This window comes from Lascolabacillus massiliensis, from assembly GCF_001282625.1.
GTDB lineage: Bacteria > Bacteroidota > Bacteroidia > Bacteroidales > Dysgonomonadaceae > Proteiniphilum > Proteiniphilum massiliensis.
The window spans coordinates 967,879-991,013 of the sequence record NZ_CTEJ01000001.1 but is presented as its reverse complement, the minus strand read 5'-3'; the positions used below and the strand labels follow the sequence as shown (position 1 = coordinate 991,013).

Sequence of the window (23,135 nt, the reverse complement as noted above, 5' to 3'; positions counted from 1 at the left end):
GGATTATGAGCAATCAAGAAAGACAAAGCAGATACAAAATAATTCCAATAACGGTTGATGATGAGAAGAATCTGACAATTAGATATGATTCTTTTGACTCAATCTACGGGCATATTTTTGTTGCTGCAACTGATAAAGGTATATGCTACTTGGGCATAGGAGATGAGCCTGAGATGCTTGAAGAGCTGAAAAAGAGATTTCTGAATGCTGTTTTAGTTAAGCAGAAAAATCAGATGATCAAAGATGCAGTTACACAGGTTTCAAATCCAAATGCAACTACTGAAATTACTTTCCATCTGAAGGGAACTGAATTTCAACTGAATGTGTGGGATGAGCTGTTGAATACTAAAGTTGGTGAAACCTGCAGTTATATGCATATAGCAGAAAAAATAGGCAGACCAAAAGCTGTACGTGCTGTTGCATCAGCTATTGGACAAAACCCTGTTACTTTTTTAATTCCTTGTCACAGGATTATTCGCTCTGATGGCACTCTTGGTGGATATTACTGGGGATTGGATATTAAAAAGAAAATACTTAAGCATGAATCAACTATATAATTATGACAGAAGTTATCTGAAATATTTTCAAATAAATAAATATATGAGAACAAACCTACTACTATTGATTTTTGGGTTTTTAATTACTACTACGATGATCGCACAAAACACGGTCACCTACCCTAGTTTTAAGATAGATGGAACATTAAAAAACAAATATGAATATGCTCCTGAAAGTAATATGTCTCGTTTTTCTATACGAAATACTCGTTTAGGAGTAAAGGGAGATATAAATTCTTTTTCATCATACAGAGCACAGGTGGAGCTTAGTGATGAAGGTAAATTTAAGGTACTTGACCTTAGTGGAACAATTACTCCTGTTAAAGGACTCTCTTTTACTATGGGACAGACAAGTATACCATTATATAACTCTTATGTTGTGAGTCCTTCCGATATGATGTTTGCTAACCGTGCTTTTCTTGGAAAATATTTTATCAGTACACGTGATTTAGGAATTCTGGCTAAGTATAAATTTAACGTGGGAGTTGTTCCTGCGGGACTGGAATTTGGTGTATATAACGGTAATGCAATTAATGATCCTGTATGGAAACAGAATTTGTCTACTGGTGGTCGCATCGAGTTAGGTAGCATGAAGGGTTTAAGGTTTACTGCCAAGGCTTATGATTATCAGAACAATGACTCAACACACGTCCTGTTTTATGGTGCCGATCTCAGATATGAGATTAATAACTTTAAAGTGGAAACTGAAATAATGAAGAAAGACAGCAAAACTGATCTTTATAGCGATATGCTTTCTTATTATGTGCAGAGTGCCTACCGTTTCCCAATCAAAAGCAAATTCTTCGACTATGTACTTCCTGCAGTAAGATGGGATGCTATAGATGAGCAGCTTGATGAGAAAGGTTTTGATACTAACAGATTGACAGCAGGAATCGGCTTTGGCTTCAAGGAAGAAAGGTTTTCATCAATAATCAGACTGGATTATGAGTGGTACTTTATAAATAATAGCATGTCGATCTTTAGTAAAAATCCTCAGATGGATGCAGATAAGCTTACTGTGGAATTATTATTTACATTCTAATATCATACTCTGTAAGAATGTCCTTTAATTTTAAATTTATAAATATGAATAAGGTAGTATTATTTCTAAGCATTCTTTTAATGGGAATTTACTCCTGTACCGGAGACAATTCACCTAAATCACTGTTTAACGGTGAGAATACAGATCAGTGGGAAACACAAGGCAATGTGGCAGTAGAAAATGGCATCATTACAGTTAATAATGGCGCTGCTTTAGTATTGAAAAAAGGTAATTACAGTGACTTTATCCTAAAGGTAAAAGCACGTACTGTAGGTAATGGAAAAGGATTTATTGCTTTTCATACAGATAATGCAGCAGATGGATACAGAGTTGCATTAAACAACGATCTTGAAAGTGCTGAATGGTGGACAAAAACAGGCAGCTTGCTTTCTGTAAGAAACTTAGCTAAATCAACAGTAAAAACAGATGAGTGGTTTGATATGGATATTCAAGTTGAAGGCAAAGCAATTACTATATCGGTTAATGGAAATCCGGTTGTTGAGTATATCGAACCAACTGCTCCTTATCGTACAGCTGAACATTCATCTAAACTGCTATCAAGCGGTAAATTTGCTATTCAAAGCAGTGAAGGTACAATAGAGATTGAGTCGATTGAGGTGACTCCTTTAAAAACTAATCCGGACATTGCTCAGCAGCAGCTGCTTGCTATCGATGAAACAACTGATCATATCATTAAACTTCATCAGGATAATTTCCCAGTGCTTGACTACCATGTTCATCTTAAAGGAATTACTGCAGACGAAGCAGCTAAACAGTCTCGTAAATATGGTATTAACTACGCATTAGCACCTAATTGCGGAATAGGTTTCCCAATTACTAATGATGAGGAGGTTATTGAATATATTAAAGAGATGGAGGGACAACCATTCATTCAGGCAATGCAGGGTGAAGGTCGTGAATGGCCACAAACATTTTCTGCTGAAGTAAGAGAAAAATTTGATTATGTTTTTACTGATGCTTTAACATTTACTGATACAAAAGGAAGACGTACTCGTCTATGGATTCCTGAAGAGGTTTATATTGAAAACGAACAGGAATATATGGATCTGATTGTACAGAAGATTGTAGATGTAATGCAGGAACCAATGGATGTGTATGTCAATCCAAATTTTCTTCCTGATGTAATGAATGACAGATATGATGAATTCTGGACAGAAGAAAGAATGGATAAGGTAATTAAAGCTTTGGTGGAAACAGACAAAGTTCTTGAAATAAATAACAGGTATGAAATACCTAATAAGGCATTTATACTTAAGGCAAAGGAAGCGGGACTGAAATTTACTTTCGGTACCAACAACGGTGATGGTGATTTTGGGAAGCTTGAATACTGTATTCGCATGAAAGAAGAGTGCGGTATTACTGCTGAAGATATGTATAAACCAAATATGACAATATGAATAATAGAGTAACACCCTCATTTATTTCCGATCTGGAAGAGAACGAGATTTTTGTATTTGGAAGTAATCTGGAAGGAATTCATGGGGGTGGAGCTGCTGAAACAGCTTACGAGAAATTTGGCGCTGTATGGGGACAGGGAGCCGGCTTGCAGGGCAGCTCATACGGAATTCCCACTATGCATGGCGGAGTTGATGAAATAAAACCATATGTGGATAAGTTTATTGAATTTGCAAAATCAAACCCGAAGCTAACATTTTTAGTTACCCGCGTGGGATGTGGCATTGCAGGGTTTCATGATAAAGAGATTGCTCCACTTTTCTCGGAAGCTGTTAATATTTCAAATATCTTTCTTCCGGAAAGTTTTTGGGAAATCATCAATAAGAAATGATAATATAGTAATGAATAAAATTGTAGCTAAAGAGTACCTTTCAGAAAGAGTAGTAAAATTTGAGGTTGAAGCACCTCTTATCGCGAAAAGCAGGAAAGCAGGACACTTTGTAATTGTGAGAGTTGGTAAAAAAGGAGAAAGAGTTCCATACACTATTGCCTCTGCTGATATAAAGAAGGGTACTATCACACTTGTGGTACAAAGAGTAGGCAAATCGTCAGAAAAGCTGTGTAGTCTTGAGCCGGGAGAATATATAACTGATATGGTGGGGCCATTAGGTAAGGCCACACATATAGAGAACTTTGGAACAGTTGTTTGTGCAGGTGGTGGTGTTGGAGTTGCTCCTATGCTTCCTATCATTGAAGCAATGAAAAAAGCCGACAACAGGGTAATATCTGTTCTTGCAGCCCGCACAAAAGAGTTGGTTATTCTAGAAGAACAGGTTCGTCAGTACTCTGATGAAGTGGTAATAATGACTGATGACGGTTCTTATGGCGAAAAAGGTTTGATTACTGATGGAGTAGAAAATGTAATCAAGAGAGAAAAAGTGGATCTGTGCGTAACAATAGGTCCTGCTATTATGATGAAATTTGTTTCTAAACTGACGGAGAAATATGATGTGCCGACAGTTGCCTCTCTGAATACTATCATGGTGGACGGTACTGGTATGTGTGGTGCCTGCAGAGTTACCGTGGGAGGTGAAACAAAATTTGTATGCATCGACGGACCGGAATTTGATGCACACAAAGTTGATTTTGATGAGATGCTGATGAGACTTAAAGCATACAATTAATAAAACAAACTATCTATCAATATATGAGCGAGTATTTAAAAGCAGAACGGGCTGTTGCATGGCGTGAAGAGTTGCGTAAATCGATGAAAAATAAAGATCGAATTGCAATTCCAAGAGTAGTAATGCCTGAAGTGGACCCGGATATAAGGAGTCATAATTATGATGAGGTTAACTTGGGACTAACTGAAGAGATGGCTGTAAAAGAATCTCACAGGTGTCTGGATTGTGTTGATCCAACATGTATTTCGGGCTGCCCTGTGGAGATAAATATACCAAAATTTATAAAGAACATAGAACGAGGTGAATTTCTGGAAGCTGCTAAAACATTAAAGGAAACAAGTGCTTTACCAGCAGTTTGCGGAAGAGTTTGTCCACAGGAACGTCAATGTGAAAACAGCTGCTTTTACACTCAAAAATTAAAGAAAGAACCTGTAGCAATTGGTCATTTAGAACGTTTTGCTGCAGATTTCGAACGTAATAGTGGCAATATTTCAATACCTGAAATTGCCCCCTCAAATGGAATTAAGGTTGCTGCAATTGGATCTGGTCCAGCCGGACTTGCTTTTGCAGGCGATATGGTAAAACTTGGTTATGATGTAACTGTTTTTGAAGCCCTTCATGAGCTTGGTGGGGTCTTAAGATATGGAATTCCGGAGTTCAGACTTCCAAACGATATAGTTGATGTTGAGATTGATGGCCTGAAAAAAATGGGTGTTAAATTTGAGACCAATTGTATTGTAGGAAAAACTATCTCTCAGGAAGATCTGAAAGAGGCCGGCTTCAAAGGTATATTCGTGGGAAGTGGTGCTGGTTTGCCTAATTTTATGAATATTCCGGGAGAGAATCTTATAGGGATAATGTCTTGTAATGAATATCTAACCAGAGTGAACCTTATGGATGCAGGTGATCCTGATAGTGACACTCCCGTTTACAAAGGCAAGAAAGTTGCTGTTATAGGCGGTGGAAATACTGCAATGGATGCTGTGCGTACTGCTCGCCGACTGGGAGCTGAGAGGGCTGTAATTGTATACCGCAGGTCGGAAGTTGAAATGCCTGCTCGTATTGAAGAGATAAAACATGCTAAGGAGGAAGGCATTGAGTTTTACACATTACACAATCCACTCAGATATGAAGGAGATGAAAGAGGTCGCGTGCAAAAGATGCTGCTTCAGAGAATGGAACTAGGTGAGCCTGATCAATCAGGACGACGTCGCCCTGTACCGGTTGAAGGAGCCACTGAATGGATGGAGGTTGACGAAGTAATTGTTAGTGTGGGTGTATCCCCTAACCCACTTATTCCACAATCATTCTCAGGCTTAGAGATAACCTCATGGGGAACTATTGTAGTTAATAATGATACAATGCAGACTGCCGATGATTTTATATTTGCAGGTGGCGATATTGTACGTGGTGGTGCAACGGTTATCTTGGCAATGGGTGATGGAAGAAGAGCTGCAAAATCGATGCATGAACATTTGAGTAAATGAAAATATTAGCTGATTCACATATACCATTTCTAAAGGGAGTGGCAGAACAATTTGGTGAAGTTGAATACCTCCCGGGAAATCAATTTACCCGTGATGCTATCAAGTTGAAGGATGCCTTGATAGTGAGAACTGTTACTCACTTCGGTTATGATATCCTGCATGGAAGCAGTGTAAAGCTTATTTGTTCGGCTACAATAGGTTATGATCATATAGATACTGAATATTGCGATTCACATGGCATAGCATGGCGTACAGCACCAGGGTGCAACGCTTCGTCAGTGGAGCAATATATAACAGCATCATTACTGTTTTTAGCCAGGAAATATAATTTCAATCTCAAGGAAAAAACTATAGGCATTGTTGGGGTTGGTAATGTTGGTAGCAAAGTTGCAGTTGCATGCCGAAAATTAGGAATGAATGTTCTGCTTAATGACCCTCCAAGAGAAAAAGCTGAGGGCAGTAATAGCGAAACAGAATTTGTTAATATCAGAACTATTCAGCTGGAAGCAGATATAATCACTTTTCATACCCCATTGACTAAAGTAGGTGAACATAAAACATTCCATCTGGTCGACAACTCTTTTTTAAATTTTCTTGAGCGTAAACCTTTTATCATAAATGCTGCTCGTGGAGCTGTTACAAGTAATCAATCATTGAAAAAAGCTCTGAACAATGGTAATATAAGCGGTGTTGTGCTTGATTGCTGGGAGAATGAGCCTGAGATTGATGCTGAATTATTAAGTATGGCTGAAATTGCAACACCGCATATAGCAGGCTACTCAGCTGATGGTAAATGGACAGCAACAAAAATGAGTATTGATAATTTAAAAGATCACTTCGGTTTAGATATAACGCCAGTTTATCAACCTATTCCGGAACCTAAAGAACCGGTAATTGATCTAAAAGGAATAGCACCTGAAGATCAGTTGGCACATGCTGTTTGGCACAGTTATAATCCCATGCGCGAAACTGAACTTTTAAAAACATCCCAGGAGAAATTCTATTGGTTCAGGTCGAATTATCCACTCCGAAGAGAATATCATGCATTTACTGTTATTAATTCTCATAATTCAGTTCATCAAACACTCAAAGATTTAGGGTTCAATATAATTTAGACAGTAATTATTTCTCTAAATTTATATTTTAAAACTAACTATTATTGATAGGTAATTCTGCAGTATGAATTATCTATCATTTAATATTATAAAGCTTATATATTTAATTGAAAATAGTAAATATCATAAGATTGTTTTTTTGTAAATCAGACTAAAAAAGGTAAATTTGTCTATCTGTATAAATCAATGAAACAACCTTCTTTTTAGCGTATTAATTTATTGAATAATTATAATTTTCTCAACATGAAAAAGATCTCTCGTTTTTTATCACTATTTGTGGTGATTAGTGTAGCAATTCTTGCTACTTCGTGCAGCAGCAAATTAAAGCCGCTATCACAGAACAATTTCAATGTAACTCCTACCCCACTAGAAACTGTAGGAAATCAAATTCCTGTAACCATTAGCGGAACTTTCCCCGAAAAATGGTTTAACAAGAATGCGATTGTTACAATTACTCCGGTTCTTAAATATGGCAACAACCAGGAAATTGTAGGTACACCTTACAGCTTCCAGGGAGACAATATTTCAGGCAACAGAGTAACAATCAGTCAGAGCAGAGGTGGTAATTTTACAATGAATTCCACATTTCCTTTTGAAGATGCAATGCGTTCTTCAGAACTGTATCTAAGATTTGACGGAAGAATTAAAAACAAACGCTCTGCACTACCTGACCTTAAGGTAGCTGACGGTGTAATAGCAACTTCAGCACTTGCAAGTGTTACAAATACAACTCCTTCTGTTGCACCTGACGGATTCCAAAGAATTATACAGGAAGCTCAGGAAGCAAATATCATGTTCCTTATTGAACAGGCAAATCTTCGTCAGTCTGAACTAAATAAAAGCGATCTGGCTGCTTGGAAAAAACGTGTTGAAGAAGCTTTTAATGATCCAAAACAGAACGTTAATGTAGAAGTTTCAGCTTATGCTTCTCCTGATGGAGGCTTATCTCTAAATGAGCGTCTTGCAGCACAGCGTGAAAAGAACACTTCAAACTATCTGGAATCAGAACTGAAAAGACGTAATATCGATACTGAAGTGTTTGCACATTATACAGCTGAAGACTGGGAGGGTTTCCGTCAATTGGTTGAATCTTCAAACCTTCAGGATAAACAACTTATCCTTCGTGTATTAGAAATGTATCCAGATTCTGAGACACGTGAAAGAGAAATCAAGAATATCTCTTATGTATTTGAGGATCTTGCAGAAACTATTCTTCCACAATTACGTCGTTCACGTATCATTGCAAACATCGAAATTATTGGTAAGTCTGACGAAGAAATCATGACTGCCTGGAAAAACAATCCTAAAGAACTATCAGTTGATGAACTGCTTTATGCTTCAACACTTACAGATGAAGAGAGCGTTAAAGAAGCTGTTTATCAATACGTAACTGCCAACTTTACAAATGACTACAGAGGTTGGAACAACATTGGTACAATGTATTTCAAACAGGGCGATTATGCAAAAGCTGAACAGGCATTTAACCGTGCAGCACAAGTAAATCCAAACGCACCTGAAGTAAACATGAACAAAGCTCTTTTAGCAATCTTGAAAAATGATTTAAGTACAGCTAATGAACTACTTGGAAGATCTGCTGGTGCTGCATCTCTTGACGAAGCAATGGGTCTTTTAAATCTTTTACAGGGCAACTACAACCAGTCAGTTAGCGCTTACGGTAACAATAAAACAAACAATGCTGCTTTAGCTCAGCTTTTAGTATCAGATTACAACAAAGCTAAACAAACATTAGAGTCAGTAGAAAAACCTGATGCAACTACAGCATATCTGTTAGCAGTAATTGCTTCAAGAACAAACAACTTTAATGATGTTGTTTCTAACCTGCGCACTGCTATCGGTCGCGACAGAACAATGGTTGCACAAGCTCTTAATGATCTTGAATTTGCTAAATATCGTACAAACAATGAATTTATGTCATTGCTAAAATAACAGGATAAGATATCTAATAAAAAAGTGGGCCAAATTGGTCCACTTTTTTTATTTATATATACAAAAAGGAAAGTGAATCAGCACGATCCACTTTCCCACGTCACTGCCTCACTACTTGTGAGACATTTTAAGAGATTCAAACCGAACCTCTTATTTCCTTAGGCGTTAAACCGGTTCTTTTCTTGCAGAAGTTATTAAAGTGTGACAGGTTTTTAAACCTTAACATAGAACTGATACGTTCATAAGAGTAAGTAGTCTCTTTAAGCAACATTATCATTTCCTCCTGCTTCATGTTTAAAACCCATTGCTTGGGAGTCTCGTTAAAGTGTTTGATAAAATGTCTTGAAAATGTTTTTGCACAAGAGTACCCACATAATTTGGCAAACTCCGGTAATGTTTCAGCACTCTTATAGTGTTTCATTACAGCTTCATTTAGTGAAATGAAGTCAGACTCGTTTAGTAAAACACTTACTATAAGGCTCTTTTTTCCACCTCCCGAAATGTTCACCTTCTTACCATCCACAAAACTAAGTGTACAAGACGAAATATTTGCATAAACCGATGATGCCTTAGTTGTTTCTTTCATATTTTTTCACCTCTTCTTTTTTATCCTTCATATCATATTTATTTCCGGACTTGATTATAATGTTTTTAGTAGTTATTTATTTTTTAGTTTAGTTCTGTACCCTACCACCATTACTTCTTAATTGCATATATTGATTGCTTCGTAATGCACCTACAGTAGTATTTACGTAATAATCAGTATTATTGGTCCTATATGTCACTATAATGGTTGCACTATCTGCTGCTGTTCCAGGGATATTTAGCTGATAACATTGAGTGTCTATCATTACTCCAGTAGCGCCAGCCGTTCCTGTAACTGTAAGTGTAGCATAATTTGGAACATTTTGAAGATTATTATAATTATTATTTGTACTTGTAGTGTATCGTATTCTTCCGGTGACAATGAATCTATCTATTACTAAATTCAGATCACCATTATCATACATGTGTCCAATTGTTGTTGTTGTTCTATAATATTCATGAAATGATTGTCTGATATTACTATTAGTGTTCCAAGCAACTTGATTTTCATATTCTAGGTTTACCGATGTATTGAGATTATAACTGGACGGTGGAGCATAACTATATGTGCCAGTAGAAGGAATTGTTAATGATCCGATGCTTGCTGATACAGTTGCATTGTTTGGTACATTAACATTGTTACCATAGCTGATATTTCCTCTAAAAGCAACAAATGAGTTATATGCTATAGATCCATCAGCAAAATAATCGGCTTTAATAGCAACTGTTTCTGCATTACCAGACTTATTAGTTTTGAAATTAATTGTCTGTATTCCTCTCTGTGTTGCTCTATATATGTAGTGAATCTGACTACCTTCAACCACCATCTCCAATCCGGTTGATGCAGGATATAGTCCATTCGTGTAAATTCTTATAGGTAATGGAAATAAGTCGTCTGGAAAATCTTCAGGAATATTAAATTTTAGGGCCACTCCCATGCTCTGACCATCAGGAACTAATCCTGGATTCTGATCATTAATTGTAATAGGGTCAAAAGAGAATGGATTTCGTAAAACAACTCTAATTGTTCTTGCAAGATCTCCTTTAGTCACTACAATACGTGCATTACCGGGTTCCTCAGGTATCTGACTCAATCCTGTTGCAGTAATATTTCCAGTTGTGGGATTAAAATTAAGTGAACCTCCTACTATTGAAGTATTACCAGATTGCAATGTAACCGATACTCCACTGTTATTAAATGTAGTATTACTAATTTCAGGAAAATACTTAGCCCATACACTGAATTGTTGATTGGGTTTAGTAAGAATTACCAATGTTTTTTCAACCTCGAGCTTACTAATCCCATCTGATATGATTGGGTACTTTTCAATAATTGGGTCAAGTGCTGTATTATTGTGTGAAGCACCTTCGAGAGCATCATTAAACGATGTATATCCAGCTCTGGTTACGGTCTTAATTTTTACTATATAGTGATAATTACGCTCAATATCATACCTATTCTTTTCTAAATCTATTAAGTCGATTTTATAGTAGTATTGCTGTCCATTATAGTTTCCTCTTACAATTACAGTGGTTATATCAGTAGCATAAGCATTTTTACGCTCGAATAGATACTTTTCATCTGTTGAAATATCTGATGATTGTGCAGGAATTAAGGTCATATCCAAAGGTTCAGTTATCACACCTTCTTCAAAACCGGTAGTTGAACTATACTGAGCCACGGAACCTTTTGATGGTTTATTGTGAATTGTAAATCCATTAAATGTTAACTCATCAGCTTCATTTACTACACTTATCTTTGCCTGATTGCGTAGCAGGCTCACTGTTAAGCCACTGAAGCTAGTTGAAGAAATACCATTCTCAAGTTCTACTCTGGACCAGAATGTGGTGTTAGAAGTACTAAGTAATGCAACAACAGTTGCTTCATTCAACCCTGCAATATCGTTAAATCCACTCCAATCGTAATTTGATATGAAGTGAACAATTCTACTATTGCTACTTGATGGAAGTTGTACTATAAAAGTTCCACCTGTTTCTGTTTGATTACTCAACGTGGCCTGTCTTCTTGCAATGTAGTTCCCATTTTCATCGAAAACAAGCACATACATATCATTTACACCACCATTAGCACGAGTGACAACAGTTTTGAATTCCGGAATTATAGTGTTAAAACTCACAGCTATCTCCTCGCCCTCCTGTATCTGTTGATCAGGAGTTATAATTACATCCTGCGAGCAGCCTGCAATGATAATCAAGCAAATTAATGATATGGCTTTTATAATTTTACTCATAGCTTTATTGTTTTTACACTGTTAATTTTTTATGTCTCTAATGCAACGTACATAAGCTGAAGTTGAGCTACCATCGCTACCTCCAATCATTTGATAGGCTCCGTTGGAACTATAGGCATCCCAATACCATTTAGCAGTCATTACAAGACCCAGGCTATTATTAGGATTATTTTGCAATTCATCTATGAATTTTATTTCAGCCTGTGTAGGTAATCTCCAGCCTGATTTTTCAGTACCATCTTCTGCTGTTTCTGTATATCTTCTGCATTGTTCCTGAGCAAGTAAATAACTCTTAGGTAAACTTGCACCAAATTGTGAAGCCATTTCAAATCGCGGAGAAATCATATTAGCTACTTCTTCACTATTTACTGTTTGACCTTGGCTATCAGTAGGTGGAAATCCCCATATTAAATCACCTGCTGGTGCTAATGTGGTGATTGCATACATATATGGGTTATTCAAATTACTAGGTAATTCATAGCGAATCCCCCAAACATCTCGTCCCAACCAGTCTCTATCTACCATATATGACTGAACACCTTTTGTTACAGTAAAGTAAGTTGCAGGTAATTGTCTAACAGTAACTGTCTCCGTCAATGGACCGTTCGTAATCTGAAATTCAATGTCTTTTGGAATGAAGTTTATTGGTATTGCACTGGTTATTGTGATATTACCAGCTGCCACATTGGGTTGTACTGTTACAGAAGGCATTTGAGGTCCTGATGTAATAAATTGAGTTACAGGCTGACCTGTACTTGCATTAACATACGTATAAGAAGCCTTTAAACTGTTTGGCACCAATGTTACATTAGGAATTGATGAGTTGAAAGTAACTATATAGCTGTTTCTATTTGGCATAGTAACGACTCTTTCTGAAACAACCAGATAGTGAGAACCTTTAATATCTACCAATATTTCTTGTGTACCCCAATCTTTTATAATATAATTACCTTCAACTTCAACTGGCAATTCTTCAATACTTCCTAATATTTTTACTGTTACTGAAACATCATAAAGAAAATTACGCTGAATCTTTTTCATGTATTGAGCATCGTCGCCTGTTAAGTCTTTGGGTGATATTGGCACTCGGTATTTGTATGTTTTTGTTAGTTCAGTTGCATCTTCCTTTAAAGGGATAAATAGTTCGAAGTATGTTTCACGAGAGCCATTGCTACTCCAATCATTTTCATAAGCATAAAAAGGAGTAACAGTAGTATTTTTGTTATTCAGTTCTCTGGAAAGCTCATAGTAACCGGTTTCTTTCCAATCTGAACTACCTGGTGTGAAAGGAGTACCCTCATCCATTAAAGATGATTTATCTGTAAAATGAACAAGTCGGGCACTTGCATTTCCATCAAGTGTATAACCTGGTATATCAACTTCAACAAGATTGAGTCTTATTTTGGCTGCAGCACGTTTCAGATTTACTGTACCCAAATCAGGACTATTGATATTCACCACTTTAGAGATCATACCATCCATAACAAACGATGATTGTGGCGTAGATCCTCCGGTAGTTGTAAAACTTGTTGTCTGGAATACTATATCTTTCAATGTCTGTAAATTATCAGCACCTTCGGTTATAGTTGACAGATCTGCAGTATTATTTGCCACTACATAAATATCATATGATTTGGAGTTATCAACAAAAAGGGATCTTTTATCAGCTGATATAGGAATTGTGGCCTTTTTTGAAGCCTCATCATAAGTCAAACTATTAACTTTCCATTTGAGTGTTGATCCTTCATAAAAGAATATATCCAGGGAGTTTATTTTGTTTTCATTAAATGCTCCGTCTTCATCACCATCTTCTGTTGATAATGCTCTTGTTGATAGCTTTCCAAAAGAGATATTGATAGAAAAACTATCTTTATCTGCAATAGGAAATTCTTCTGCCTCATCACGATTACAAGCTGTTGTAATCAAGAACATCGAAGCAATGATTGCAATTAATATTTGTATATTCTTATTCATATCTTAGTCTCCTCTTTTTCTAGTTTGCCGGCTGACGAATAACTACTCTATTTCCTACACCAATTAAGTCGCTACCACTTATCAATGGTATTTCTGACCAGTTTCCACCATATCCAACATTTATGTAAAATTCTGTTACTCGCTCTTCATCTCCAGGGAGATTAATTGCTTTAATTATAATTTCAACCTCTTCATCTGTTATACCTTGATTTGTTCCAACGAATTCGAATGCTCCCACCATTGAAAGGTTAGCCACCCATGATGCATCTATTGGACTAGTTAGTTTAAAAGTGAATCTAACCTCTCTATTATTATCAACTGTATAGGTGTGGTTTGCAAGAGTTGGAGTGGGACTTATTGTGAATTTCCTTTCAAACGAGATTGAAGAAGGCAATACATTCCATGGAAGTACATTGGTTGTAAGCGATAATCCGTCGAATTCACCTATCCCTTTTATCGTACCATTTAACTGATAATGATAATTTCTTTTCAGAGAATAAAGATGATCAGCTGGTGTAATTTCAGATGATATTGGATCGCCTGCATTTCCGCTTGCTGATGTTATATTCTCATTTACATATACTCTGTATTTTGTTGGTATCCCATTATATAGCGCTTCAACCTCTAACTGAGTTGCTTTAGACTTATCTCCATTTGTAAGATTTTCGTATAGATATATATTTTCAAAATTGCTAATAGCAGCAGCGTCTGATGTCAAAGGCAGAGCCAAGTCAGGAGTGTGATTCCAATTCCAGTTATTAGCACCATCGTTTAAAACTCCATTATCCCAAATTGTTGTTATTCCCGCATTATTTAATAAAGAAACCTTTGTAATTGACACTTCTGCACTGGTATCTTTTTTAAATCTCAGGCTTAATTTTGAAGCTATACGAGTTAATACAATATCAGTACTATTGTGGTTAGATCCTTCAAGTGTTTCAACAGAAACCCCTGTTCTATTTCCGGTCATTACCAAAGGAAGATCCAATGGTCCGGTTACTTCTGATATAGTTTCGGACATAATACCAAAGAGCTGACTCTTTAAATTAACAGAAGCGAGTTGAGTTGATAATACACCACTTTCATTTGCTACTATATAAATATCTTTTAAACCGGTTGTAACTTCAAGAACAAAAGGGTTATTAAACTCAGACTCACCAATATTATATAATCTGTTAACCTCTAAAAAATCACCTGTGAAAACAAACACTCGAACTTTTGTGATTGCTTCATCACCGGTAAATAGCTGACCACCTGCTGCACGTGTAGTCATTCCATTAACACCTAGGTTCAATACAATAACACCTTTCTCTTCACAATCCACCGCTAACTCTTCGAACTGGCAGGATGAAAAAGCAGTAATGAACAACAGGGTGATAACTATATTCTGTAAGTAGTATGTATATTTATTCGTTTTCATAATTTCTCTTGTTTTAAAATTCTACATACTGATATACAACATTCCAAGGAGTGATCACCGACTTAATGCTTATCTCAGCACGGAAATCAATGATTATATTCAAGGTCTTACCAACTTCCGGTACCAATAGATTTCCATCGGAGTTTCTTTCGGCAGTGTGTATCAACTCACCATTATAATAGATATCTACTACGAAATATTCCGTTGGAAATGTATAGAATATTGGTGCAGAGAAATCTCCATTCTGATTTAAAGCTGCTCTTGGTGAATAGTTTACAGATTCACCAACAAGATTTCCATCAGGGTCGTATGTATTCATAGATGAACGGACTACATAAGTGTAGTTACCATCCTTGTTTCCATTCCACTCCTTAAGATTTATTGCTGTGATAGTTACACCACTTGTCATTCTTTTGATCTCAACAACGTGCGACTGGCCCCAACCGGAACCACCATACTCTACTGGTACAATAAGGTTTCCACGGAAGAAGTCTGAAGCAGGCTGTGCAAAACCATCCTTAACAGAAAGCTTTACATATAGGTCAACCAATTTCTTAACAGAGGATATTTGTGAGTATTCTAAATTGCTGTCAACATTACCCCAGGCAATAAAAGTAAGTGCTGTGAAACCGGGATAATCTATAACAATATCTATTGGCTTTCTGCTTTTTACCTGATCTTCATTTAGTTCAAAGGCTCCAACAAGATTTTGGTCTTCATCAAAAGCAAACAGAATAGCATTATATACTTCACCCGACTCTGTAATATCATTAAGATTGATATCCAGCGCTTTTATTGTCACTTGAAATGGCAGGGGACAGTCCGACAAATCCTCTTTAAAACAACTGCTAAGTAGCCCCGTAATCATCAATGTGACTACCACCATTAAGCTGAATTTGCTATTGTTGTTCATCTTCATCTATTTTTAGTTTTCTTCTTGTTCCGCGGAGGGGTATCACTCCCCAACCGCGGTATTTTTGTCGGATTTAATATCCTGTTTAGTAATTACAGCTCGTTAATTACCACTCAACGTTTTGAGTTACAACGGCCCAAGGAGCAACAGATACGTTGACATCAAGGAATGCCTCTTCGACCTCATCAATTGTAGGATTTCCAATTCCATTTATGGTCAATGAAATATTATATTGAGTATTGCGAGAAATAACATTTGTAGCAGCATATTCATTACCATAATCGTATCCTTTGTCATTTGCATTTACCCATATAGGATAGTAAGTGTATCCCTCTACGTCAGTATAAAGTCCCTCAGCAACTACAGGATTACCACCTTTTGTAGGTTTACCTCTTAAGACAATAAACATTCTCTGATTATCTTCTGTACTTGTATTTTCTGTTACATAGAAATATGGAGCATAAGTGTTTGAAATAGGAAATGAAAGTTCTGTTTTTTTAAAATTATCATTTTCAACTCCTACAGTGTAAGTGTTTTGAGTAGTAGGCCAAGCTTCACCAAAAAGGAAATTTTCATTTATTTCTAAAGATTCTCCAAATAGATTTGATGCTTTTGGCACATTAAACATAGCTACTTCGATATCGGTCAAATCATCAAAAATAGCTTGCTGATCTGCTGGAAGATTATTGCTCAATGCTGCAGATACAATTGCAACACGGGCATTTACACGTACTAGTGCTACTGGAGTTTCCGAAAGATTATTGGCTGATACTTTGTAATTATCAGATCCTGATGTAAAGCCATACTGATTTTCACCGGCAACTAATACAACTTCCTTCCTATCTGATGTCATTGGCAATCCATTGTCAATTACTACAGGCAATTCTTTAGTTTTAGCTAACAAATCTACTTCACTATCAACCTTACCAATATTTGCATTAGCTACAACATAAAATGTTTTAGGACCTGAATGGGTTTCAATTCCTATAACTTGTGTTACATCATCTGCAGTTGCTGTACCATATCCATCAGGCATACCACCTGAGAAAATGAACACCTCTAATGTCTTGATAACGCTCTCTGCCGCAAGTGTACTAGTTATATCACCGGCCAATCTAACGGATGGACCGTTACTTGTGGGAACCACTCTAACTGAAACTGTTGCCTCTGGTCCATCAATAATTTCAGGAACATCCTGTTCATTGTTACAAGCCATCATACCTAGTGCGATAGCTACTACTAATAATACTTTAAAAATTTTCATATTGAATTAATTTTAGAAAAGTGAATAAATGATTTTTAAATTTTCTCTATGTGTATGAATTACTAATTGTTTTTTATATATCTTTCTAACTGTTTCAAATTGCCTGAAGCAGCTTCATCGCCATTATCTATTGCTCTGTTGAAGTATATTACAGCTTGCTCGTTCATACCCTTTTGTGCATAACATACTCCAAGTAAATTCCAGGCAGCAGGGTTGTCTTTCATTTTTTCAAGTCGACTGAGTGCCGCATCTATATTATTGTTGTTTAGTTCAGCTACTGCTACATTTATGTTTGCTGTTTCGCTTTCCGGAAATGTGTTGACTGCAATCACAAACACTTCTCTGAATTCTTCACTATCTGCAGGGAATGTGTTGGCAACATGGAACATTTCGTTAAGACTTAGCAGGTTGGGGCTTGTTTTTATAATTTCAGACGCTTCCTTTACATTAAAAGGACGGGAAACAAAGGCAATATTGTAATCGTTTCTTCTGAGTTGTGGATAGAAATCGTTCAGAAGCCTTTTATAGGTTACTCCATTATCTAGTGCAATGATTCTTCCATCGCGTGCATCCTGATCTGAGACTGTATTTATTATCTCAATTATATCGTTCTTATTTGCTAAACCAGATGCTGCAACTGCTTCTTTTAAACCATTCCAGTCCTCTCCTGCCCATTTTATTGTGAATTGACTTACATCGTATTCATACTTGGTTTCTAAGAATTTGGCAAATGATTCTGCTCTTCTTTGAGATAAGAGAAGGTTGCTCTGACTTGATCCCTCGGGAGATGCATAACCTGTTATTGTGAAATCTGATATTGTTAGGTCCGGATTATTTTTTAGCTCCATAATAATATCTTCAACTTTCTTCAATTCAGTTGCATTGTTTTTATACTCTCGAAGCAGATTCCATCGTCCTACCATATAGTTTAGATATGCACTGTATGTTTCACTGCGCTGCTTTACCTCTTCTACATCAGGAACGATATAAGTGTAGCTGTATTCAGGAACAAATCTCTCTGGTAATAATCTATCTGTCAAAAGCATATCTGGCTCATTATCCAGGCAATCGGCACATCCAATTACTTCAGTTCTTAGCACAAACTGTGCATCGCGCTGCCATCCATCAAATGGAAGTGATGAGGCGTACTGAATAGATTGATCTGTTCCGTTTTTACGAATAACCTTACTGTTTTCTGGAAAATTGAGAACTACCTTTCCTATGCTGTTGTATGATCTTTGAAGTACCTTGTTTCTAAGTTTCCCTATTACTGTAAAAGGCTCCAGTTCTTTAGCATCTTCTGTTTCCTTTGAAAGAATTACAGGTGTAACTATTAACATCTCATTTTTATTCAACTTCAGGTTGTTTAGATTTACATCCATTGAAATGTTGATGACATCACCCTCTTTTGAGATGTTGAGATTTTCTATTGTCAGTTGATCATTATAGTATTCCTGACCAAATACATCGGGTAATGTGATGGTCATCAATGCAATTACTATATATATAATCTTATTCATAAGTTTATCTTTTTTATTTTATCAGATATATAAGGGATACTGCTGCCTTGGTAACTCCAAAGTAGTTTTTGTTGTTGCTTTCTAATAAGGTACCACATTTTGCACATGGATATTTATCATAATCAAGGTATACATACCCGGCACCCAGACTGGCTTCAAGGTTCCATCGCTTAGATAATATCCATTGATAACCATATGTTAAACCGCCTCCATAACCGTAACCTTGATATCGGTACTCTTTCAGATCTTTTAATCTGCCAAGTGGTACATCAACTCCACCTACATTATACTCACCAATTAATGCATGTATACCAAAAAAGTGACCATTAAAGCTTTCACATGTCCAGTAACGAAGTTCGGGTTGTACAATCCAATGTTGTACTTTTTTATTATCTTTGAAGACAAATGGGTTGTAACCAACACCTATATCTATAGTGACTTTTCTATTAAATGAAAACTCAAGTCCCAGGTTTGGTGTGGTGGTTGCCCAATGGACTAAATTTGTCTTTAATCCTACACTTTGAGAAAAGGAGTAGGAACTGATAACAAATAGGATTACAATTGAAAGAAATAATCGTTTCATATCTCGCTTATTTTTGACTCAAAATTATTGTCATTAGTGGACAAACGTTTGTCCTAAATCTGCAACTTTTATAACTAAAACGTCATTAACATTAGTTAAATTGTAATTTAAAAAGCATTTCATTTGCATATCCACTTGATTATCAGGCTTATTTTTAGTCAAATATTTTTGCTCTCTTAAATCCACTTTTTAACTATAATTTTTACTGAAAACTTACAAAATCGCTCCAGTCATGACTAAAAAGAATGTATTTCTTTTGATAAATAATCTGAACTGTGATTTTATTACTTTCTTAAAAAATTCTACGCAAAGTAAAATACAAACAAAGCAATGTCAAAAAAACGACATACTACAAAACTACAACATCTTATATATATCTGTTTATTAGATAGATGCATGTATATAAAGTCCACAAAGTCTAATTTAACAGAAAAAAAGACTTTCTGGGGTTATGTGAAAAATATAAATTTTTAATGGTGCAAAAAGAGATATTTGGAGTATTTAGGTAATACTCCAAAAAACGATAATAAAAATAATTTTATGGACAGAGTATGTAGGATATATTAATCAGAAAAAGAGGAAAGATAGTGCTCTATACTAGCACCGGCAGGTAGGTTTAATTTTTTTCTTAAACGGTTTTTTTTAGTTTGTACGGTTCGATGTTCAACAAAGGTATATGTCGCTATATCCTTAGATGGGAAATTAAGGAAAATCATGGCTGCAAGATTAAGTTCTGTATTTGTAAGATTAGGATGCTCTTTTAGTAACCGTTTTGTTGGTTCTGGATAAATTTCCTGAAATCTTTTTAAAAATGCAGGGGCATTTGTTTTTGCAAGCTCAATTAATTCCGAAAATGATTCATTTAGTTTTTGTTCTAACTCCTTAGTCTTTTCCTTTTTTAATTCAACCTGCTTTATTGTTTCTTGTAATTTGGCTTGCAACATTTTTTCCTCTTTTTCTTTTTTTAATAAAAGCTTCTTTCGGGAGTTTTTAGAGACTAAAAATATTAATACTATAAGAATTATTGAAGATATAGAAATATAGGTAAATTCCTTAATTCTCTTTTTACTGTTATTTATTCTCTCTTCTTCAATAAATATCTGTAATGCTGGCTTTACACTATTTAATCTCTCGGTTGTAAGCTCTTCATTTATTATATTCTGCTTTTCTGTATAAAACCTTACAGAATCTTCATTACCCATTTGTCTGAATAAGTCGGCCATTTGTCCATATACTACACTAGATTCACTCTTTATCTTAGTTACTTCAAGGTTCTCAAGAGCTTTTTTATAGTAATACATGGCAGAGTCCGGATTTTCTTTGTATAGCTCCATATCACCAAGATATATATATGTTCTTGATTGATATCTATATTGATATTTATCTGTCAGTTCCAATGCTTTATCAAAAAATTCCTTTGCTAATTCAAAATCTCCCACCTTGGAATACAAACTGCCAAACGAAGAGTATAAATTAACTAGATTACTAAAGAATATTGATTCATCTAAAGACTCCAGAAGTTCTCTGTTTCTATTCATATAATATAATACTGAGTCTGAATCATCTATTGTACCATAAACAATGCTCATATTTTCATATGTAAGACTCATACAGTAGTCTCTATCCTTCTTTGGTTCTATCTTTTGTGCTATATCAAGACATTTTATAAACTCTCTGATGGATTGATTTGACAAATTAAGGTATGAGAAGATTTGCCCTCGAACCCTACTTAATTCAAACAATACAGCAGGATCGTTTTTTGCAAAAGGCTCCTTTTCCGCAAGAGACAAGAACTCCAATGATTTTTCGTAACTACCTAAATAGAATAGTGTTTGGCCTAAATTAAGGTATGATTTTGCTTTTCCTCTTGAATAACCTATCTCATCACTTATTGAAAGAGCTCGATATGCATATTCAATTGCTGACTCAATCTCTACATTTAATTTACTTTCATAGCTTTTCTCCAGTAGACTGTCTACTATAGCTGATTTGTTATCCTTATTTTCTTTTGAAAATAGACCAGGGGGTAACAATAGTAAAATAGATAAGATTAAATAAAACATATTTGCAAAAGAATTGAAGATTCATTCAAAGTTAGTCCTTTTTTTCTCACTTTTTACATAAAATTGGCAAAAGTGAGAAAAATATCTACAAGTAAGATTAATTAAAATGAGTGATTTACAGTCTGTGTGATTTCCATAAAGTATTATATCGTATTCTTTTTTATTATCTTTGCAACTCTTTAAAACAATATACAGATTATATAACTTATTTATGTTGAATTTCGTAGAAGAACTGCGCTGGCGTGGCATGATTCATGAGATTATGCCGGGTACAGAAGAGCAGTTACAGAAAGAACGCACATCAGGATATCTTGGAATTGATCCTACCGCAGATTCACTACATATTGGTCATCTGGTAGGTGTAATGATGTTGAAACATTTCCAGAGAGCAGGACACACCCCTATTGCACTTGTGGGCGGAGCAACCGGAATGATTGGTGACCCATCGATGAAGTCAGCTGAAAGAAAGCTGTTGGATGAAGATACTTTGCGCCACAACCAGGAGGCTATCAAAAAACAGTTAGCTAAATTTCTTGACTTTGAAAGTGATATACCAAACAGAGCAGTATTAGTTAATAACTACGACTGGATGAAGGATTACAGCTTTCTTAATTTCATCAGAGACATCGGAAAGCATATAACTGTGAATTATATGATGGCTAAGGACTCTGTAAAAAAACGTTTAAGCGGGGAATCAAGCGAAGGGATGTCGTTTACCGAATTCTCTTATCAATTATTGCAGGGCTACGATTTTCTGCATCTGTATAGAGAAAAAGGTTGCCGAATACAGTTAGGCGGATCTGACCAGTGGGGAAATATTACTACCGGTACTGAACTCATCAGAAGGGTTGAAGGTGGTGAGGCATTCGCCTTGGTTTGTCCACTTATAACTAAAGCTGACGGTGGTAAATTTGGAAAAACTGAAAGCGGTAATGTATGGCTTGACAGACGCTACACCTCTCCATATAAATTTTATCAGTTCTGGCTAAATATAAGCGATGAAGATGCAGATAAATATATAAAGATATTTACATCTCTTCCTAAAGAGGAAATTGATGCGCTGACTGCTGAACAGGCTGCTGCTCCACATTTACGCCCATTGCAAAGGAAACTTGCAGAAGAGCTTACAGTAATGGTTCATTCTCGTGAGGACTATAACATGGCTGTTGATGCTTCTCAGATATTATTCGGAAGATCTACTTCTCAGGCTTTGCGTAATATTGATGAGGAAACATTTATGCAGGTGTTCGAAGGTGTTCCTCAATTTACAATTTCAAAAGATAAATTGTCAAATGGTATTAAGGCAGTTGATCTGCTTACTGATGATGCAGCTGTATTTCCTTCAAAAGGTGAAATGAGAAAAACTCAGCAAGCTGGTGGGGTGATGATCAATAAAGAAAAACTGGCGAATTTTGATGAAAATATTGATCTCTCTTATCTTATAGGTGGTAAGTTTATTGTTGCCCAGCGTGGTAAGAAAAACTATTTCCTTCTGATTGCAGAATAATGTCTCCTATTATTTATGACAACAGTTTAGAAAGAGACTATAATAGCTGCTTTTTTGATAAATTGAGGTCGAAATATTTGGAACGTTAAAACTTTTATTATACTTTTGCACTTGCTTTTCACGAAGCAATTTAAGGATTGTCCCATGGTGTAATGGTAGCACATCTGATTTTGGTTCAGCCGGTTGAGGTTCGAGTCCTTGTGGGACAACACAAATAACGGCATATTTAGCAAATTTACTGCTTTATATGCCGTTTTTGTATTTATAAATATGAGTTTTAGTTAGAATATAAATTCACAATCAATC

18 protein-coding genes and 1 tRNA gene are annotated in these 23,135 nt (G+C 35.9%); 10 read left to right on the top strand and 9 right to left on the bottom strand.

Translation table 11 applies throughout. From position 1 onward, the window contains the following. The first annotated feature begins 5 nt into the window (after positions 1-5). The 8 genes from BN1354_RS04015 to BN1354_RS03980 all read left to right on the top strand — a co-directional run bounded on the left by BN1354_RS04015 (position 6) and on the right by BN1354_RS03980 (position 8,748). Positions 6-557 carry a methylated-DNA--[protein]-cysteine S-methyltransferase gene (locus BN1354_RS04015; protein ID WP_045089602.1) on the top strand — a complete coding sequence of 184 codons (552 nt, stop codon included), beginning with the start codon at positions 6-8 and terminating at the stop codon, positions 555-557. Between the two features lie 43 nt (positions 558-600). Then, positions 601-1,599 (top strand): porin, encoded by a 999-nt coding sequence (locus BN1354_RS04010; RefSeq protein WP_154904820.1) that lies wholly within the window; start codon positions 601-603, stop codon positions 1,597-1,599. 44 nt (positions 1,600-1,643) lie between these two features. Further along, positions 1,644-3,017, top strand: coding sequence for a DUF1080 domain-containing protein (locus tag BN1354_RS04005; protein WP_045089604.1), 1,374 nt, complete (start codon positions 1,644-1,646; stop codon positions 3,015-3,017). Next, on the top strand, positions 3,014-3,406 hold the full coding sequence (locus BN1354_RS04000; protein ID WP_045089605.1) for an A1S_2505 family phage non-structural protein: 393 nt from the start codon (positions 3,014-3,016) through the stop codon (positions 3,404-3,406). The genes BN1354_RS04005 and BN1354_RS04000 overlap by 4 nt, the downstream gene beginning before the upstream one ends. A gap of 10 nt (positions 3,407-3,416) precedes the next feature. After that, positions 3,417-4,199, top strand: a complete 783-nt coding sequence (locus tag BN1354_RS03995) for a sulfide/dihydroorotate dehydrogenase-like FAD/NAD-binding protein (protein WP_053826286.1) — start codon at positions 3,417-3,419, stop codon at positions 4,197-4,199. A gap of 23 nt (positions 4,200-4,222) precedes the next feature. Continuing rightward, entirely contained in the window at positions 4,223-5,686 is a 1,464-nt protein-coding gene (gene gltA, locus BN1354_RS03990) for an NADPH-dependent glutamate synthase (protein ID WP_045089607.1), read from the top strand. Next, entirely contained in the window at positions 5,683-6,801 is a 1,119-nt protein-coding gene (gene pdxB, locus BN1354_RS03985) for a 4-phosphoerythronate dehydrogenase PdxB (protein ID WP_053826285.1), read from the top strand. Before gltA ends, pdxB begins: the two co-directional genes overlap by 4 nt. A 243-nt stretch (positions 6,802-7,044) precedes the next feature. After that, complete coding sequence (locus BN1354_RS03980) at positions 7,045-8,748, top strand: tetratricopeptide repeat protein (protein WP_053826284.1); 1,704 nt, start codon at positions 7,045-7,047, stop codon at positions 8,746-8,748. 136 nt (positions 8,749-8,884) lie between these two features. Here the strand turns inward: BN1354_RS03980 and BN1354_RS03975 are convergent, their stop codons facing one another. The 9 genes from BN1354_RS03975 to BN1354_RS03935 all read right to left on the bottom strand — a co-directional run bounded on the left by BN1354_RS03975 (position 8,885) and on the right by BN1354_RS03935 (position 21,322). After that, positions 8,885-9,334 (bottom strand): helix-turn-helix domain-containing protein, encoded by a 450-nt coding sequence (locus BN1354_RS03975; protein WP_053826283.1) that lies wholly within the window; start codon positions 9,332-9,334, stop codon positions 8,885-8,887. A gap of 88 nt (positions 9,335-9,422) precedes the next feature. Then, entirely contained in the window at positions 9,423-11,585 is a 2,163-nt protein-coding gene (locus BN1354_RS03970) for a hypothetical protein (protein ID WP_053826282.1), read from the bottom strand. Positions 11,586-11,606: 21 nt separating this feature from the next. Next, on the bottom strand, positions 11,607-13,559 hold the full coding sequence (gene fimD / locus BN1354_RS03965; RefSeq protein WP_082331530.1) for a fimbrial tip adhesin FimD: 1,953 nt from the start codon (positions 13,557-13,559) through the stop codon (positions 11,607-11,609). 19 nt (positions 13,560-13,578) lie between these two features. Next, positions 13,579-14,979 (bottom strand): fimbrial protein, encoded by a 1,401-nt coding sequence (locus BN1354_RS03960; RefSeq protein ID WP_053826280.1) that lies wholly within the window; start codon positions 14,977-14,979, stop codon positions 13,579-13,581. Positions 14,980-14,992: 13 nt separating this feature from the next. Beyond that, positions 14,993-15,898, bottom strand: coding sequence for a FimB/Mfa2 family fimbrial subunit (locus BN1354_RS03955; protein ID WP_082331529.1), 906 nt, complete (start codon positions 15,896-15,898; stop codon positions 14,993-14,995). Between the two features lie 100 nt (positions 15,899-15,998). Then, positions 15,999-17,156, bottom strand: coding sequence for a fimbrial protein (locus BN1354_RS03950; protein ID WP_053826278.1), 1,158 nt, complete (start codon positions 17,154-17,156; stop codon positions 15,999-16,001). 62 nt (positions 17,157-17,218) lie between these two features. Beyond that, the gene (locus BN1354_RS03945; protein ID WP_053826277.1) at positions 17,219-18,676 is read right to left on the bottom strand and encodes a DUF3868 domain-containing protein; all 1,458 of its coding nucleotides are present in this window, start codon (positions 18,674-18,676) and stop codon (positions 17,219-17,221) included. 13 nt (positions 18,677-18,689) lie between these two features. Next, the gene (locus BN1354_RS03940) at positions 18,690-19,259 is read right to left on the bottom strand and encodes a DUF3575 domain-containing protein (RefSeq protein WP_045089617.1); all 570 of its coding nucleotides are present in this window, start codon (positions 19,257-19,259) and stop codon (positions 18,690-18,692) included. Between the two features lie 563 nt (positions 19,260-19,822). Further along, positions 19,823-21,322, bottom strand: coding sequence for a tetratricopeptide repeat protein (locus BN1354_RS03935; protein ID WP_053826276.1), 1,500 nt, complete (start codon positions 21,320-21,322; stop codon positions 19,823-19,825). A 214-nt stretch (positions 21,323-21,536) separates the two neighbouring features. Between BN1354_RS03935 and tyrS the strand changes: the two genes are divergently transcribed. Together tyrS and BN1354_RS03925 are read left to right on the top strand one after the other, a co-directional pair. Continuing rightward, positions 21,537-22,829, top strand: a complete 1,293-nt coding sequence (tyrS, locus tag BN1354_RS03930) for a tyrosine--tRNA ligase (protein WP_045090887.1) — start codon at positions 21,537-21,539, stop codon at positions 22,827-22,829. Positions 22,830-22,967: 138 nt separating this feature from the next. Then, positions 22,968-23,038: transfer RNA gene (locus tag BN1354_RS03925), tRNA-Gln, on the top strand. Positions 23,039-23,135: the final 97 nt, after the last annotated feature.